General features: G+C 60.9%; 20 protein-coding genes. 6 read left to right on the top strand and 14 right to left on the bottom strand.

The annotated features are described in order from the left end of the window. The 5 genes from N0B71_RS15610 to N0B71_RS15590 all read left to right on the top strand — a co-directional run bounded on the left by N0B71_RS15610 (position 1) and on the right by N0B71_RS15590 (position 4182). Complete coding sequence (locus N0B71_RS15610; protein WP_259753462.1) at positions 1-1002, top strand: D-cysteine desulfhydrase; 1002 nt, start codon at positions 1-3, stop codon at positions 1000-1002. Positions 1003-1121: 119 nt separating this feature from the next. After that, on the top strand, positions 1122-1922 hold the full coding sequence (gene tcyJ, locus N0B71_RS15605) for a cystine ABC transporter substrate-binding protein (RefSeq protein WP_259753461.1): 801 nt from the start codon (positions 1122-1124) through the stop codon (positions 1920-1922). Continuing rightward, positions 1922-2593: a cystine ABC transporter permease gene (tcyL, locus tag N0B71_RS15600; protein WP_171049556.1), complete on the top strand. Its 672-nt coding sequence runs from the start codon at positions 1922-1924 to the stop codon at positions 2591-2593. Before tcyJ ends, tcyL begins: the two co-directional genes overlap by 1 nt. After that, positions 2590-3357 (top strand): L-cystine ABC transporter ATP-binding protein TcyN, encoded by a 768-nt coding sequence (tcyN, locus tag N0B71_RS15595; protein WP_259753460.1) that lies wholly within the window; start codon positions 2590-2592, stop codon positions 3355-3357. The genes tcyL and tcyN overlap by 4 nt, the downstream gene beginning before the upstream one ends. A 126-nt stretch (positions 3358-3483) precedes the next feature. Further along, positions 3484-4182 carry a pirin family protein gene (locus N0B71_RS15590; protein WP_259753459.1) on the top strand — a complete coding sequence of 233 codons (699 nt, stop codon included), beginning with the start codon at positions 3484-3486 and terminating at the stop codon, positions 4180-4182. Positions 4183-4244: 62 nt separating this feature from the next. Here N0B71_RS15590 and N0B71_RS15585 read toward each other — a convergent pair whose 3' ends face one another. The 6 genes from N0B71_RS15585 to ttcA form a co-directional block, all read right to left on the bottom strand. Further along, positions 4245-4907 carry an O-methyltransferase gene (locus tag N0B71_RS15585; RefSeq protein WP_259753458.1) on the bottom strand — a complete coding sequence of 221 codons (663 nt, stop codon included), beginning with the start codon at positions 4905-4907 and terminating at the stop codon, positions 4245-4247. Positions 4908-4922: 15 nt separating this feature from the next. After that, positions 4923-5453, bottom strand: coding sequence for a C40 family peptidase (locus tag N0B71_RS15580; protein WP_259753457.1), 531 nt, complete (start codon positions 5451-5453; stop codon positions 4923-4925). Positions 5454-5533: 80 nt separating this feature from the next. Further along, positions 5534-6160 carry a C40 family peptidase gene (locus tag N0B71_RS15575; RefSeq protein ID WP_259753456.1) on the bottom strand — a complete coding sequence of 209 codons (627 nt, stop codon included), beginning with the start codon at positions 6158-6160 and terminating at the stop codon, positions 5534-5536. Between the two features lie 69 nt (positions 6161-6229). Beyond that, a complete protein-coding gene (locus N0B71_RS15570) occupies positions 6230-6994 on the bottom strand; it encodes an NAD-dependent deacylase (RefSeq protein WP_259753455.1) in 765 nt (254 codons plus the stop codon). Between the two features lie 28 nt (positions 6995-7022). After that, the gene (locus N0B71_RS15565) at positions 7023-7694 is read right to left on the bottom strand and encodes a DNA-3-methyladenine glycosylase I (protein WP_259753454.1); all 672 of its coding nucleotides are present in this window, start codon (positions 7692-7694) and stop codon (positions 7023-7025) included. 20 nt (positions 7695-7714) lie between these two features. Beyond that, entirely contained in the window at positions 7715-8542 is an 828-nt protein-coding gene (ttcA, locus tag N0B71_RS15560) for a tRNA 2-thiocytidine(32) synthetase TtcA (protein ID WP_259753453.1), read from the bottom strand. A 253-nt stretch (positions 8543-8795) separates the two neighbouring features. On the opposite strand from ttcA, the gene N0B71_RS15555 reads away from it, so the two are divergent. Continuing rightward, positions 8796-9713, top strand: coding sequence for a hypothetical protein (locus tag N0B71_RS15555; RefSeq protein ID WP_259753452.1), 918 nt, complete (start codon positions 8796-8798; stop codon positions 9711-9713). Positions 9714-9757: 44 nt separating this feature from the next. Here N0B71_RS15555 and N0B71_RS15550 read toward each other — a convergent pair whose 3' ends face one another. From N0B71_RS15550 to N0B71_RS15515, 8 genes are all read right to left on the bottom strand, one after another. Beyond that, positions 9758-10750: a phage integrase gene (locus N0B71_RS15550; protein ID WP_259753451.1), complete on the bottom strand. Its 993-nt coding sequence runs from the start codon at positions 10748-10750 to the stop codon at positions 9758-9760. Continuing rightward, positions 10750-12045, bottom strand: a complete 1296-nt coding sequence (locus N0B71_RS15545) for a hypothetical protein (protein ID WP_259753450.1) — start codon at positions 12043-12045, stop codon at positions 10750-10752. Before N0B71_RS15545 ends, N0B71_RS15550 begins: the two co-directional genes overlap by 1 nt. A gap of 233 nt (positions 12046-12278) precedes the next feature. Further along, positions 12279-13574 (bottom strand): zonular occludens toxin domain-containing protein, encoded by a 1296-nt coding sequence (locus tag N0B71_RS15540; protein ID WP_259753449.1) that lies wholly within the window; start codon positions 13572-13574, stop codon positions 12279-12281. Between the two features lie 7 nt (positions 13575-13581). After that, entirely contained in the window at positions 13582-13938 is a 357-nt protein-coding gene (locus N0B71_RS15535; protein WP_259753448.1) for a DUF2523 family protein, read from the bottom strand. A gap of 4 nt (positions 13939-13942) precedes the next feature. Continuing rightward, on the bottom strand, positions 13943-14977 hold the full coding sequence (locus N0B71_RS15530; RefSeq protein ID WP_259753447.1) for a hypothetical protein: 1035 nt from the start codon (positions 14975-14977) through the stop codon (positions 13943-13945). 293 nt (positions 14978-15270) lie between these two features. After that, entirely contained in the window at positions 15271-15522 is a 252-nt protein-coding gene (locus tag N0B71_RS15525) for a major capsid protein (RefSeq protein ID WP_192209854.1), read from the bottom strand. 12 nt (positions 15523-15534) lie between these two features. Beyond that, complete coding sequence (locus N0B71_RS15520) at positions 15535-15786, bottom strand: hypothetical protein (RefSeq protein ID WP_259753446.1); 252 nt, start codon at positions 15784-15786, stop codon at positions 15535-15537. A gap of 1 nt (position 15787) precedes the next feature. Further along, positions 15788-16009 (bottom strand): hypothetical protein, encoded by a 222-nt coding sequence (locus tag N0B71_RS15515; protein ID WP_259753445.1) that lies wholly within the window; start codon positions 16007-16009, stop codon positions 15788-15790. Positions 16010-16023 lie beyond the last annotated feature (14 nt).

The raw sequence follows: 16023 nt of genomic DNA, 5'->3' as shown, positions 1-16023 counted from the left end.
ATGAGCGCCCTGCGTGAAGCCCTCGCCCGCTTTCCCCGTCTCGACCTGGCCGGCGGCCCGACGCCGCTGGACAAGCTGGAGCGACTCTCCGCACACCTGGGCCGCGACCTGTGGGTAAAGCGCGACGACACCACGCCCTTTGCCCTGGGTGGCAACAAGGTGCGCAAGCTGGAATTCCTCGCCGCCGATGCGCTGAAAGCGGGAGCCGATACGCTGGTGACCGCCGGGGCGATCCAGTCCAATCACGGGCGCCAGACCGCTGCCGTTGCGGCGAAGCTGGGGCTGCGCTGCGTGGCACTGCTGGAAAACCCCATCGGCACTGATGACCGCAATTACCTGAGCAACGGCAACCGCCTGCTGCTCGACCTGTTCGGCACCGAGGTCGAACTCGTGCCGAACCTCGACACCGCGGACGAGTTGCTGGCGCAGACCGGCGAACGCCTGCGCCGCGAGGGCCGCCAGCCCTACCTCGTGCCCGTTGGTGGCTCCAATGCGCTCGGTGCGTTGGGCTACGTGCGCGCCGGGCTGGAACTGGCGGAACAGATCCGCGCCAGCGGTCAGGCGTTCTCCGCCGTGGTGCTCGCCTCCGGCAGCGCCGGCACCCATGCCGGCCTGGCGATTGCACTCGCCGAGGCCCTGCCGGAACTCGACGTGATCGGCGTGACCGTCTCGCGCACCGATGCGGCGCAGCGGCCGAAAGTCGAAGGACTGGTGCAGCGCACCCTGGAATTGCTCGGCCATGAAGCGCCGGCGGTGCCAACCATTCATCTGTGGGACGACTACTTCGGCCCGCGTTACGGCGAACCCAATGCCGGCACGCTCGACGCCGTTCGCCTGCTGGCCAGCCACGAGGGCCTGCTGCTGGACCCGGTCTACACCGGCAAGGCCATGGCCGGCCTGCTGGATGGCATCCGCCGCGAACGCTTCGCGAATGCGGGGCCGATCCTGTTCCTGCACACCGGTGGTTCGCCGGCGCTCTTTGCGTACCACCCTGCGAGCTGAACAAAATAACTTGCAGAACTAGGTATGTAATTTTTTATTATTTTATTGCATAACGATTCTGCCCATATAGTCGCCACGCGTTGACTAACCTGCTTAAAACACCAAAAACGGGGCCCACCATGACCTTTTCCGCACTGCGACGTCATTTCCTGCTTGCCAGCCTGACCCTCAGCCTCGGCGCCAGCCTCTTCGGCCAGGCCCAGGCCGCCGACGACCTGCTCGCCCAGATCAAATCCAAGGGCGAAGTCCGCGTCGGCCTGGAAGGCACCTACCCGCCCTTCAGCTTCCAGGACGAAAACGGCAAGCTCGCCGGCTTCGAAGTGGACTTCTCCAACCTGATCGCCAAGGAGCTGGGCGCAACCGCCAAGCTGCAGCCGACCAAGTGGGACGGCATCCTCGCCGCGCTGGAATCCAAGCGCCTCGACCTGGTGATCAACCAGGTGACCATCTCCGAGGAGCGCAAGAAGAAATACGACTTCTCCGACGCCTACACCGTGTCCGGCATCCAGGCGCTGGTGCGCAAGGGTGACGAAGGCAAGTACGACGCGCCGGAAAAACTCGCCGGCGTGAAAGTCGGCGTGGGCCTGGGCACCAACTACGAGCAGTGGCTGCGCGAGCACGTACCGCAGGCGGACGTACGCACCTACGAAGACGACCCGACCAAGTTCCAGGACCTGCGCAGCGGTCGCATCGACGTGATCCTGGTGGACCGCTTGGCGGCCTTCGACATGGTCAACAAGACCAAGGGCGCCATGGCCCTGGCCGGCGCACCCTTCGCTCGCCAGGAAGCCGGCATCGCCCTGCGCAAAGGCAACCCGGAACTGCTCGCGGCGCTGAACAAGGCCATCGAGAAATTCAGGGCCGATGGCACGCTGAAGAAACTCTCGGAGAAATGGTTCCAGGCTGACGTCACCCAATGATCGAAGAAAGCCTGCAGCTAGCGCTGGATTCCGCGCCCTTCCTGTTGAAGGGCGCGGTCTTTACGGTAGTCCTCAGCGTTGGCGGCATGTTCTTCGGACTGCTGCTCGGATTCGTACTGGCGCTGATGCGCCTGTACGGATTCACCCCCGTGCGCTGGATCGCGCGCATCTACGTGTCGTTCTTCCGCGGCACGCCGTTGCTGGTCCAGCTCTTCATGATCTATTACGGCCTGCCCCAGGCTGGCATCGAACTCGACCCGCTGCCCGCGGCGCTGATCGGCTTCTCGCTGAACATGGCCGCCTACGTCTGCGAAATCCTGCGGGCCGCCATCGGCTCCATCGACAAGGGCCAATGGGAAGCGGCCGCCAGTATCGGCATGACCCGCGCCGAAACCCTGCGCCGGGTGATCCTGCCGCAGGCCGCGCGCACCGCCCTGCCGCCGCTGGGCAACAGCTTCATTTCGTTGGTCAAGGACACCGCCCTGGCCGCCACCATCCAGGTTCCGGAACTGTTCCGCCAGGCCCAACTGATCACCGCGCGCACCTTCGAGGTCTTCACCATGTACCTCGCCGCCGCGCTGATCTACTGGATCCTCGCGAGCATCCTGTCGCACCTGCAGAACCGCCTGGAAGACCGGGTCAACCGTCACGACCAGGAGCACGACGCATGATCGAAGTACGCCAGTTGACCAAGCAGTTCCGCGGCCAGGAGGTGCTCAAGGGCATCGACCTGACCGTCGAGCCTGGCGAAGTGGTCGCGATCATCGGCCCCAGCGGCTCGGGCAAGACCACCCTGCTGCGCTGCCTGAACCTGCTGGAAGTGCCCAACGGCGGGACCATCCAGGTCGGCGACATCCGCATCGATGCCTCCAAGCCGCTCAGCGGCCAACAAGGGTTGATCCGCAAGCTGCGCCAGCACGTGGGCTTCGTCTTCCAGAACTTCAACCTGTTCCCCCACCGCACCGCGCTGGAGAACGTGGTGGAAGGCCCGATCATCGTGAAGAAGGAGCCGCGCGCCCAGGCCATCGAGCGCGCTCGCCAACTGCTGGCGAAGGTCGGCCTGGCCGGCAAGGAAGACGCCTATCCCAAGCGTCTTTCCGGCGGGCAGCAACAGCGCGTCGCCATTGCCCGCGCCCTGGCCATGCAGCCCGACGTGATCCTGTTCGACGAGCCCACCTCGGCGCTGGACCCGGAACTGGTCGGCGAGGTCCTGGCGACCATTCGTGGCCTGGCCCAGGAAAAGCGCACCATGGTCATCGTCACCCACGAGATGAGCTTCGCCCGCGACGTCGCGAACCGGGCGATCTTCATCGACAAGGGCGTGATCGTGGAACAGGGTGATGCGAAGGCGTTGTTCGCTCAGCCGAAGGAGGAGCGCACGCGCCAGTTCCTCAGCAAATTCCTCGATCAAGGCGAGAAGCGCGCGGCCGAGTAAAATCGAATTTCTCGATTAATATCTGCCGATATTTGCGCTTTTTTATCGATCATCTGCGCGAGAAGATAGCCCCATGAACCGCGCGGACTGGCCCACCGGCCAGCCGCGCCCCATGAGGACTAAGTCATGATCGAACGCAGACCCTTCCAGCAACTCGGCGGCGCCAACCACGGCTGGCTCAACGCCAAGCACCATTTCTCCTTCGCCGAGTACTACGACCCCGAGCGTATGGACTGGGGCAACCTCCGCGTCTGGAACGATGACGAAATCGCCGCCGGCACTGGCTTCCCGCCGCACCCGCACCGCGAGATGGAAATCATCACCTATGTCCGCCAGGGTGCGATCACCCACCAGGACAGCCTGGGCAACAAGGGCCGTACCGAAGCGGGCGACGTGCAGGTGATGAGCGCAGGCTCGGGAATCGTGCACTCCGAGTACAACCTGGAGAAGGATGTCACCAAGATCTTCCAGATCTGGATCATCCCCTCGGTACGCGGCGGCACGCCGTCCTGGGGCGCCAAACCCTTCCCGAAGGGCGACCGCGCCGGGCGCTTCGTGACGCTGGCCAGCGGCTATGAGAACGACGCCGACGCCCTGCGCATCCGCGCCGATGGCCGCCTGGTCGCCGCCACGCTGAAGGCCGGCCAGACTGCCGAGTACGAGCTGGGCAACGATCGCCGCGCCTACCTGGTGCCGGCGGTGGGCAAGGTCGAGGTCAACGGCATCGAACTGCTGGCCCGCGACGGCGCCGCCATCTCCGACGAGACCGTGGTCAAGGTCACGGCGCTGGAAGACAGCGAAGTGATTCTGGTGGATGTGGCCTGATCCAGGCGCTGGTAACGAAAAAGGCACGCCGATTGGCGTGCCTTTTTTCTGTCCGGTGGCGCTCAACGCTTGCGGCAAAGACTCATTCCGTCGCCGATCGGCACCAGAGAATAGTCCACGCGCTCGTCCCGCTTCAGCGCCAGGTTGAGTTGCTGAATCGCACGGGTATCCGCGCTCTCGGGATTCGCTTCCAGCACCCGCCCGCTCCACAGCACGTTGTCGAACACCGCCAGGCCACCGACGCGCAGCAAGGTCAGCGCGTGTTCGAGGTAAGCGGGGTAGTTGGCCTTGTCGGCATCGATGAAGACCAGGTCGAAGCTGCCGTGCTGGTCGCCGGCTATCAGCGCCTCCAGCGTGGTGAGCGCCGGCCCGAGGCGCAGCTCGATGCGCGAATCGACGCCGGCGTCATGCCAGTAATGGCGCGCGATGTCGTTGTAGTCCCCCGGCAGGTCACAACACAGGATATGGCCGCCGTCGGGCAAGGCCTCGGCCATGCACAAGGCGCTGTAGCCGGTGAAGGTGCCGATTTCGAGGACTCGCTTCGCGCCGATCAGCCTGACCAGCAGGGCGAGGAATTGCCCTTGCTCGGGGGCGACCTGCCAGCGGGACATGGGCAGGTTGGCGGTCTCGGCGCGCAGGCGAGCCTTGACGGGCGAGTCGCGCAGGGAGACGTCGAGAAGGTACTGGTAGAGGGAGTCGTCGAGGTTCAGCGTGCGAGTGGTCATGGGCCCTCCTGAGAATCAGGGATGGAGGGCGAGACTCTGCACGGCGAGGACGCGCTTGGCTTCGAGGAATGCCTTTTGCCAATAGGCGCTGTCGAGGCTGTCCAGGCGTACGGTTCCACCCGTTCTGGGCGCGTGCACGAAGCGCCCGTCGCCAACATAGATACCCGCATGACTGACACCCCGTCCACCACTGGTGGCGAAGAACACCAGGTCGCCGCTCTGCAGCGATTCGCGGCCGACGGTGGGCGCGCGCATGGTAATCATCTCGCGGGTGGAACGCGGCAGCATCAGGCCGGTGGCGTCGCGGTAGACGTAGCCGATCAGGCCGCTGCAATCAAAACCGCCGTCGGGCGTATTGCCACCCCAGCGATAGGGCGTTCCGACCAGGCCAATCGCGCGGATCAGTACATCGTCAGCAGCCTGGGTGTTGTAGACGGGAGCGGCGGGCGCGTTCACCACAGGGGGTGGGGACGGCGGTGTGCGGCTGGCGCAGGCGGCCAGCGAGGCGAGAATAGCGAGAAGAACGATGCGCTGAGGAACGAGCATGTGATGGCATCCCGTCAAGGAGTGCCATCACTTTGTATCAACAGCGACTTGAACGCAATACTTAAAGTAAAACTTTAAGTTTAGCGAGTCGCTGTCTTCGGCTCGTAGCCGGGCTCGAGTACGCGCTTGGCTTCCATGTAGCTCAGGCGCCAGTAGCTCTCGTCCAGGCTGTCCACCCGCACACCACCGCCACGGCGGCTGGCGGAGTGGATGAACTGGCCATCGCCGATATAGATGCCGGCGTGGCTGACGCGACCGCGACCACGGTTGTTGAAGAAGATCAGGTCGCCCGGCTGCAGGTCTTCTTTGGAGACCAGCGGGACGTCCATGTTGATCATCTCACGCGTGGAGCGCGGCAGGCTGATGCCCGCTTCTTCGCGGAACAGGTAGCCCACGAAACCGCTGCAATCGAAGCCCGTCCGCTCGGATTTCCCACCAAAGCGGTACGGCGTACCGATCAGCGAGAACGCGCGGTCCAGAATGTCGGATACATGGGCAGTCGAACTGCCGTTATCGTTTTTGGCCCCCTCGTCCTGCGACTCATTCACCAGCGCTATCTTGTGCTGGTTAGCCTGGATCGCGGCTCGAGTGGCAGGCGTTGAAGCGACCTGGTTCGGCTGCGATTCCGGCGAATGGCTGGCACAAGCGGCCAGCAGCAGAACGAAACTCATGGGCACGAGGGGTGCGAAGCGTTTAAGCATGGGCACGACCGTGTCTCATTAGTTCCATTTAATAGCGGGGTAATTTGCCCGCTCAATGGGGCTAATGCAAGTTTTTTATCGCGGAATGTGACCCAGCAGGCGCGGCATAATGTCTAAGGCTCGACCCACCATTCTTTCTTCGACCACGGAACTGAGGTCGGTCAGTCCTGGATTCACCTCGGCAGTGAAGCCTCCCGCTTCCCGCGTGCGCAGCACCGGCTCGATGATATAGGGGAAGCTCGCGGTGGTTCCCACCAGCAGCACGGCGTCGAATCCCTTGTGCAGTTGCGCGTACAGGGTGTCGATCGCCTCTTCGGGCAGCATCTCTTCGAACAGCACCACCGGCGGGCGCAAAACACCGGCGCAGCGGGCGCATGTCGGCGGCAGTCGGCCGTCCAGGTGCGCGGCCAGCTCGGCGCTTTCCAGCCCGCACGACTGGCAGTACAGCGGCGCCAGCTGGCCATGAATCTCAATCAGCCGTTCCGGCGGCGAGCCGGCCCGGCGGTGGAAGCCATCGATGTTCTGCGTCAGCACCCAGCACTGCGGCTTGAGCCGTTGCAGTTCGGCGATGGCCTCGTGGCCGGCATTGGGTTGCGCATTCAGGCAAGCCTTGCCCAGTTCTGCCAGGTATTTCCAGCACAGCGCCGGGTCCTTCTGCAGCATCGGGCCGGAGATCGCGACCTCGATGGGTATCCCTTCCGCGGTGCGGCCGTTGTACAAGCCGCCCAGGCCGCGATAGGTAGGCATGCCGGAGTCGGCGGAGAGCCCGGCGCCGGTAATCACCAGGATACGTTCGGCGCGCGCCAGTGCAGCGCCAGTGCGTTCGATCGCCGAATCCATGCGCCCTCCCTCGCGGCCAGGCCGCGCGTCAGTGGTTGACCGTGTACGACAGCATCATCGAGATATGGCACAGCGGACGGCCGCTTTGTTCCTGCCAGGTATTGAAGGCCGCCTGGACCTGGGCCAGGTCTTTCTGGCTGGTCGGCGCCTTGTCGACGATCTCCTGGGCCTTGAGCGCGGCGACGACGTCGTCGCTGAGGACGAAGGTATCCTTGCCGGCCATGCGCAGGAAGCGCGGCGCGGACATGCCGCCCAACTGGTTGCCGCGCTTGGCCAGCAGCTTCCACAACCCCACGATGTCGCTGGACGGCCACTGCGCCAGCAGCTTGCCAAAGCTGCCGTATTCGCGGGCGATGTCCAGGACGAACTGGGCATTGCGTGGCACGCTCTTGAGCTTGCCCAGGTGGCGGATCAGCCGGGCATCCTGCATCAGATTTTCCAGGCGCTCGCCGCCCATGAGCACAACCTTCTCCGGATCGAAGCCGAAGAAGACTTCCTCGAAGGCCGGCCACTTGGCGTCCACCAGGCTGTGCTTGAGGCCAGCGCGGAAGATGCGCAGGCTGATCAGCGACAGGTAGCGATCATCACTTACCGCCGCCAGTTCGGCCGGCGTCTTGGCCTGCGGCAGCCGGGCTTCCAGCGCTTCGACCGAGCCGAAGCGGTTCAGGCAGTATTCGTACAGCCACGGGTAATCGCGCATCGGGCGTCCTTGCAGGGGAATTACAGGTTCATCACGTCGAGGAAGCGCGGGGTGGCGGTCTCGTCGATACGCAGGCTGTTGAAGTCGAACAGGTTGCGGTCGGCCAATTGCGACGGCACGACGTTCTGCAGCGCGCGGAACATGATCTCGGTGCGCCCCGGCGATTTGCGCTCCCAGTCCAGCAGCATTTCCTTGACCACCTGGCGCTGCAGGTTCTCCTGCGAACCGCACAGGTTGCAGGGGATGATCGGGAATTCCTTGAGCACCGAGTAGGCCTCGATGTCCTTCTCGTTGCAGTACGCCAGCGGGCGGATCACCACGTTGCGACCGTCGTCGGACAGCAGCTTGGGCGGCATGGCCTTGAGGGTGCCGCCGTAGAACATATTGAGGAAGAAGGTTTCCAGGATGTCGTCGCGGTGATGCCCCAGCGCCATCTTGGTCGCACCGATCTCGTCGGCGTAGGTATAAAGAGTGCCACGACGCAGGCGCGAGCAGAGGGAGCAGGTGGTCTTGCCCTCCGGGATCTTCTCCTTCACCACCGAGTAGGTGTCCTTCTCGATGATGTGGTACGGCACGCCGATGGACTCCAGGTATTGCGGCAGCACGTGCTCGGGGAAGCCGGGCTGCTTCTGGTCCATGTTCACCGCGACGATCTCGAACTGAATCGGCGCCACCTTCTGCAGGTACAGCAGGATGTCCAGCAGGGTGTAGCTGTCCTTGCCGCCGGACAGGCAGACCATCACCTTGTCGCCGTCCTCGATCATGTTGAAGTCGGTGACCGCTTCGCCAACCTGGCGGCGCAGGCGTTTCTGCAGTTTGTTCTGGTTGACCGAAAGGGTGCTGGCCATGGTGCTCTGGAATCCGAAGGGCAAGACGAAAAGCCGGTCATTTTACGCGCAAATCGCCTACCAGTGACACCGCCACCTCAAGCCACTGATCTAAAAGGGATTTTCTCTTGATAATCTATCAGGTGTCGAAAGAGTGTCGAAAACCTATGCGGTATGGGCAACACTGCCAACCACCTAGGCGCCGAGGCAGACAAGGTTTAAGCCTGAAGGAAGTCGAAAAGGTATTTAAAGCCACACCGACGAGACTATACGGATGAAGTCAGAACAGCACTATCTAAAAATCGCAGCTTTGGGAAAATTCCCCAAGCTTAAAATCACTCCAATAGAGTACAACTCCATTATTCGCGCCCGGGAGATACTTACCGCTGCGCTAGAGGTGGAAGAAAAATACGATCTTGTAATTGGAAATTTCCTCGACCTTGAAAAAGAATTGCTGAATCTCACTATAGAAAAGGTCGTAGATCACAGATTCGACTACAGCAGAGCGTACACGCTAACAAGCACTCTCAACAGAAGAATATCCAACTTCATCTTATCTGGAAAAAACTATACAGAGCTAATAGCAAGCAAAGCTTCAAAATGCACGAAAAACAAAGAAGAAACTGAAAACACAATCACTCAGCTAACAAACAAACACTACGACGAAAATCTTGACTACCGCTTAATGGAAGCACTGAGAAATCATATCAGCCACAGCGGCGCAGCGATCCACCAAATACAAAATCCAGACGGGTGGATTACAAACGATAAAAACGAGGCAACCCATCTTGTCTTTAACATCGGAATCTATGCGCTTAAGGAGAGACTTTCGAGCAACGCCGGTTTCAAAGCAGCTGTCTTAAAGGAATTACCCGAAAAAGTCGATCTCAAGAGGGCCTCACGACATTACATCGGAGCAATTAGCAACATCCAAGAGGAAGTTCGAAAAATTACAAAACCCTCCATTGAGGACGCAAGAGCTACAATAGAAAAATTTATTGACGCATACAAAGAAATAAATAACGGCGAGGCATTCGCAGTGGGAGCCTATCAGCCGGGCACTATAAAAGAAAACAAGAAACCAATCATCCTGCTACTCGATTGGGATGACGTCAGGATTGGGTTACAGAAAAAAAATACGTCAATCACAAATATGGAAAAGCGATACGTTAGTAGCGCAATCACCGAATAACTCACAAACCAACGATACGACACCATATATCATCAACTGTCAATCTAATCACTAATGAAGCATATAGGATTGAGTTTTACCGCATCTTGTAAGTACTCTGGCGATAGATGGGCATAGCGCATCGTCATGTTTAGCGACGTATGCCCAAGGATCTCTTTGAGCGCCAGGATGTTCCCGCCATTCATCATGAAGTGAGACGCGAAGGTGTGGCGTAGGACGTGGGTGCATTGGCCACGCGGTAGCTCGATACCGCAGCGTTTCACCATACGGGCGAATGCCTCTCGGCAGAACGGGAAACGATCTTTCTTGGCGAAGTAGGCCTCAAGACGGTCTTGCAGCTCCTGGGAGATAGGCACAGAGCGGACACGCTTCGACTTGGTATTGGCGAACACCACACAGCCGGCACGAACCATCGGCCAAGTCAGACGTTGAGCCTCCGACCATCTCGCTCCCGTAGCCAAGCAAATCTCCGATATCAGCGCCAAGTGTGGGAACGTCGAATAGTCCCGCAGCGCAGACACCAGGGTCGCAACCTGAGCTTTCGACAGGAACGACACCACCTCCTGCTGAGGCTTCAGCGGCTTCAATGTGTCCAGGGGATTGGCATAGTCGATGTCACCCAGCCGGCGCAGCTCGGTATAGATGGACTTGAGGTAGGAGTAACGCACGTTGATCGAGCGCGGGAGCGCCCCCTCCTCCAATTCCACCTTACGCAGTGCCACCAAGTCTGAGACGGTAAACGTCTGAGCGATGGGATTCCCCAGTTTCGCAGCGATGAACAGCAGCATGTTCTTACGACGACGCCCGCTGGTGATTGCGTGCCCGTGGAGCTCATACCAACGCTCAATGAGCTGAGACAGTCGGCGTGTGTCCTTCGGCCTGGGATTCCACTCCGGTGTCACTGCCAGCTTCGCACGTACCGAAGCTTCGAAGCGTTGAGCCTCGCCCTTGGTCTTGAACCGCTTGCGGAAGCGTTTCCCCTTAATGGGTTCGACGTCGACGAACCAGCGCCCATCCTCCAGCTTGGTGATCGCCATTAGATCGCGTACCCCCGCTTCAAGTACCGATCATTAATGAGCCCAATAACGTGCCTTTCGAGGTCGCGAGTGCTGTAGCCCTTGGCGGTGTAGTGATCTTCGATCACGTGCCAGAAGGGAAGCGTTCTCCCGACCTCAAGGGCTTTTTTTGGTGGTACGCGCTCCCGTGCAATCAGGCTGGCGAACTGGCCCAGGAACATCTCGCAGTTCTTCCCCGAGAAACCCTGAGCTGTCTTGTAGTAGCGGCGATATTCAGTGCGATCAATGAGCGGATCGGCCTCTACCTGCACCTGGGTGTCCAGGGTGATGAGCGACCAGAACGGATTGAACTCCTTCGCACTATCCAACAACCGGAAGTTCTCACAGGCGTAGCCCCACAGGCCTTGCAGATGCGGGCACAGGCCCGCGTAGGTACGGCAGCCGATCACCTCGCCCGAAGTCATCGTGGATCCTTCGGAGAACTGCTGTACCACCGAATGGTGGAAGCGGAATTCGATACGCCACACCGTTTCCAGCGGGTTGAAGGCGGGTTCGCCATCACCGAAGGGATCACCGTTCAGGGAGGCCCAGACGTTTTCCCAGTAGTCGAGTTTGTCGGTCGCCCGGGCTTGGAGCGTCTTGTTGTAGATGCTCAGTTGCAGACCGCTAGCCGAGCCGAACATGTACGTTTCACCACGGCCGTAGACCGAGGCGTTGCCATCGAACTCGATGCGCTCGATGCCACTGATTTGGCGAACACGCCGGGACCGGCAATGCATGCGATCCACCAAGTCAGACGGAGGCGTCCAACCCTGCACGTCAAGCGCAAGATGCACCGCGCATTGATTGGTTTCGCAGGCTGAGAGCACGCCTGCGGCCAAGTCATCGAGCACGCCTTGCAGGATCGCTGGATCAGCGCCATCCAGGGCATGTGGTGACACTTCGATCTTCAGATGTGGGCCGATGTTCTCCAGCTTCACGTTATGGTTCTTGATCAGCAGGATCAGACCCATATCGGCGTTCTGTAGCCGGTACTGGTAGCCGGAGTCGCGACCAACACGGCCCTTGGCCCACTGGTAGCCGGCGAACTCCACGATGTCTTCCGGCTCATCGAAGATCGCCATAACCTCGGGCCGAATCAGGCCGTTGTACAACTGCCGGACCGTATCCACGCCGCAGCGCAACAGACGCACCCCGGAAAGGTCGGTGAACTCCCCTGCCCTACTGCTGAAAAAGATGCGCCCTTTGGGCGACTCGAAGAACTGCCCGTCTTCCTGAAGTACTGCGCGAATCTGGTGTTCTGCTGCCTTAGTCATGATTCAAACCTATCCAATGCTATCCAATGAGTAACTGGGTTATCCGACGTGTTACAGGGTCGTCGGCCGCGCCTTCGGCCTACCGCTCGTGCCTGGCGCTCCCGGCCGGCGGCGCGGCTCGCCGACTCAAAACGGAAACGCTCCGACCGGCTGCATCACCTGCAGCGCGGTGAGGAAGCCGAGCGCATACGCGAATGCGAGCAGCCCAAGGGCGTTGATCAGGCCATGCAGGGTCATTGAGTCCTCCAAGGGCGTGCGGGGTATTCGGAGTCGGGGACGATGGTGAGATTCGGCGTGCTGGGTTCTGCCGGGGCGGCAGTGACTACGACGGGCTGTGTAGGGGGCGTTTGCGCCAGCCTGGGGAGGGCTCCCGCACACACGATGGTTTCGTGGTAGCTCTGATAGAACAGCTCGGCGACGCACTCTGACCGGGGCCGCACGCGGTAGCCGGACTCGCTCAGCTGTTGCGAATTGAGCATCAGCCGGCGCCCTTCGCTGTCGGTGATGGCGAACATGTAGAGCGCGCCTTTCTTGCCGAACTGCTCGCCCTGTTTATCTCCCTTCACCACGCCGGCCACGACGATCTGCCGCCCGGCGAAGGGGTGCTCAGCTAGTGGAAGAGTCGAAACACTTGGTTGGCCAAAAACAGCACCAGCAGGAAGAGTGCTACGCGCAGCAGCAGGCGCTGGAGCAGGTACAGCAGTCCCTTGAGGATGAGGTGGAGCGCTTTGCTGAGGATGGGCAGGATCAGGGCTTTGCTGAGCCCCACCACCCACGACCTTGAGAGGCCCCATATAGCTAACAAAGCCAATAGTGCCGGCCAGCAGTGCCAGTAGAAGAACCAACTTAGGCGACCGGAGCAGGCTTTTCCCTGCCTTGGTGTCCTGGGTTTTGCCGGTGGCAGTGGATTGGTAGAGGCGGAAGGTCTGCTTTCGGATTCGCTTGTATTCGACGATGGTGCCGTCAGCGGGTGGTCGGTTGAGCTGGGCGTCATGCTGGGCCTCCTTGTACCGGCCGGGGATGCCGATCACTGCGAGGTTGGAATGCTTGTAGGCCATCTCGCAGGTCATGCGGATGTCGTCGCGGATGTAGCTGATGTTCGGGGTGGTGAGGACGATGTCCCAGTTGAAGTGCCGGTGCCGAGTCCAGGCATCCAGCCAGCCCATAGGCCGATCCGCTTCGTGCGCCGCCTCGGGACCGCCAGGGAAGTCGAACTTTTCCAGATCACGTTCGCGCCAGGACTTGGGGAACAGCAACTGGGTTTCGTCGAAGATCAGGAACGCGCCCCGCGGCGCCCACTGAAACCACGTGCGCATCTTTTCGAGGTCGGCCAGCGATTCGAGATCGAGGTTGATGATCTGCGCGGTGTTGGGGAGATCAGGGAAGACGGTGTAGGCCCGTTCCAAGGTGAAGCCCCGGACGTTGGTGATAATGACGCGGCCTTCCTTGAGCGCGGGGACGGCATCGTCCTGAATCGCGCCGGAGGTTTTGTACGAGCCGTTGGGGCCGTGGTGAATCTTGATCGACATAATTCACTCACCTCCCTATGAACGGCACGAAGCGCATGCAGAAGCGCGTGGCCAGGGCGGAGAACAGAATGTTCAGGGCTTGCGGTACGCCGAGGAATTGCAGCGCGGCCGCCAGCGGGCCCGGGAGCGTGGCGTACATGGAGCGGACCATGTTGGAGACGCCCAGGCTGTCGATCAGCTCGCGCGCCACGGTGTAGCTGACATCGAGCAGGAACAGGAATCCCTGGAGCGCGCTGTACATCGCCCACTTGGTGGCCACGACGAAGCCATCCTTGATGAAGTCGTAGATCCCTTGGGTCATGAAGTCCCAGATCCACTGGAAGAACAGGATGATCTGGTCAAAGAAGCTGGAGAGCCATTCCATAAGATCACTCCTTCAAGATGGCGAACGCAGCCAGCACCGATGCCATGAACATCAGCGCGTAGCGCAGGTAGGAAAGTTTTTCTTCATAGGCGGTGAAGCAGAGGCTGACGGGCTTCTTCCACACGGTGAAAGTGTCGCAAGGGAGCTTGCCGCCGCCCTCGCCGAGGTTCACATCGAACACGCCTTTGAGCTGATCGGCGTTCTCTTTGATCTTGTCGCGGAACTGCTCCTTGGCCTCTTCGACCTTGGCGTCCCACTCTTCGAGCGCTTCATCCCAACTGCCTTGCTTGGGCTGCTCCAGGGATTCGCTCGGGCCGTCGCCGCCATCGGTGCCGTTATCACTGCCGCCACCGGAATTGCCACCGCCGTCGCTGCCGCCGTCGCCGCCGCCCGTGCCGGGGTTGGTTCCACCCTCGCTGCCGCCCCCCGTGTTACCGCCGTTGTTGCCACCACCGGAGCCGCTGCCGCTGTTGTTGTTTTCAGCGGGGCCACCGGGCGTGGCGACGCACGTGGTGCCGGACCATGAATAGCCGGGGAAACATTTGTCTTCGGGGTCGACGTCGGGCGGGGTCTGCTGAGCGTTGGTGCAGCCGACCGTGCCGTTGACGGTCTTCACGCAATCGAACTTCTTGGCGAGCTCGTCCAAGTAGTCCTGCAGTTGCTGGTCCGGGTTCTCCGGGTTATCGCTCATGTCGTCGTTGCCGGACGGCGACATGTCGAATTCACACTGAGTGCTGGTGCAGTTTTTCGGCTCGCCGGGTTCGTAGATGCACTGGTCCTTTACCTCGGGATCTACCGAGATAACGGCCTGGCCATCAACGAAGGAGAACTGAACGATCTGGGTGTAGGCGTCGCGAGTTTTGCACTCAGCGTCGGTAGGCTTTGTCGCGACGCAACTGCCGGTAGTGGGATCGAACTCATGGTTGGCCGGGCAGCTATCGCCATAGCGGCTGATGTCCAGATCATTCGCTTGCGAACTTCCGGCAGACTTCAGGCTACAGCGCCACCAGGTGTCCTGCAGCTTGTAGATACGGACCAAGGTGCTCCCCTGCTGAGCGACCAGTAGTCGGCAAGATGCATCCGGGGAGTCAGCCCGTGTCGAAGCCTGTCCACCAGTCATCCAGTAATAGTCCTGAGCGGCAGCTGAGCAGCAGGCACAAAGCAAAACGAGGAAGACGGGGATTCGCATGTGAATTCGTCCGGGAAAAAAGAACCCCGCCGAAGCGGGGTCCAGGTTCGGCCACGTGAGTGGAGTTAGAAGAATTCGCCGCAGCGGTACCCAGTGATGAAGGCGCCGGCGAAGAACGCCCCCAACCACACCGACCAGAGCACTTACGCCTTGCGCAACATGCTGTAGATCAGGCCGGCGACCGCGAGGATGACCAAGGCACCAACGATGTAGCCGCCGATGTTGGACATGTCCGACTTGCCGTCGGTGATGGCCTGTTCCACCGCGCTGGTGTCGATGACGCTGGCGGCGAAGGCCGGCACCGAAGTCACGGCGGTGACGGTGCCGGCAATGCACAGGTTGCGGAACGAGCGGACCGGGTTGAACTTGGCGATCTGTTGTTTCATGGCGTTCATGGTGTTTCCTCTCTACTTGGCTTTACGAAGAAGTGACGCGACCCAGCCAGTTAAAAGCCCCGTCACGAATGCCCCGAGAACGCCCGCAGCACCGATGCTGAAGGCCTCCAGGGAGAACCCGCCGTTGACCAGGATTTCAATTGCTCCAGCGGCCTCGGGCGGAATCAGATAGGCCTGTTGCCACTCGATGCGCTGGCACTGCATGAGGCCGTCCGCCGCGGACGCCCAGCTGGTGCAGACCTGAATGGCAACCACGCCTGACATGTCAGCGGGCCTCCTTGCGGGGGCGGTCGCACCAGCTCCAGAAGGAGCGCAGGACGAACCACCAAATACCGAAGAAGGCGAACGCCGCCGCGACCACTGCGATCACGGAATCCAGCGGGTAGGGTTCGAGGAACTCGCGCACCGCACGCACGGCAGGCGATACGGCGCAGAGGATTGCCACGTACAGAACCCAGCCGAAGGCGAAACGGAGCGGCGCTTTCATCTACCTACCCTCCC

The organism is Pseudomonas sp. GCEP-101 (assembly GCF_025133575.1).
Classification (GTDB): Bacteria; Pseudomonadota; Gammaproteobacteria; order Pseudomonadales; family Pseudomonadaceae; genus Pseudomonas; species Pseudomonas nitroreducens_B.
The sequence above is the reverse complement of the archived record's forward strand: the minus strand, read 5'-3'. Positions and strand labels throughout refer to the sequence as shown.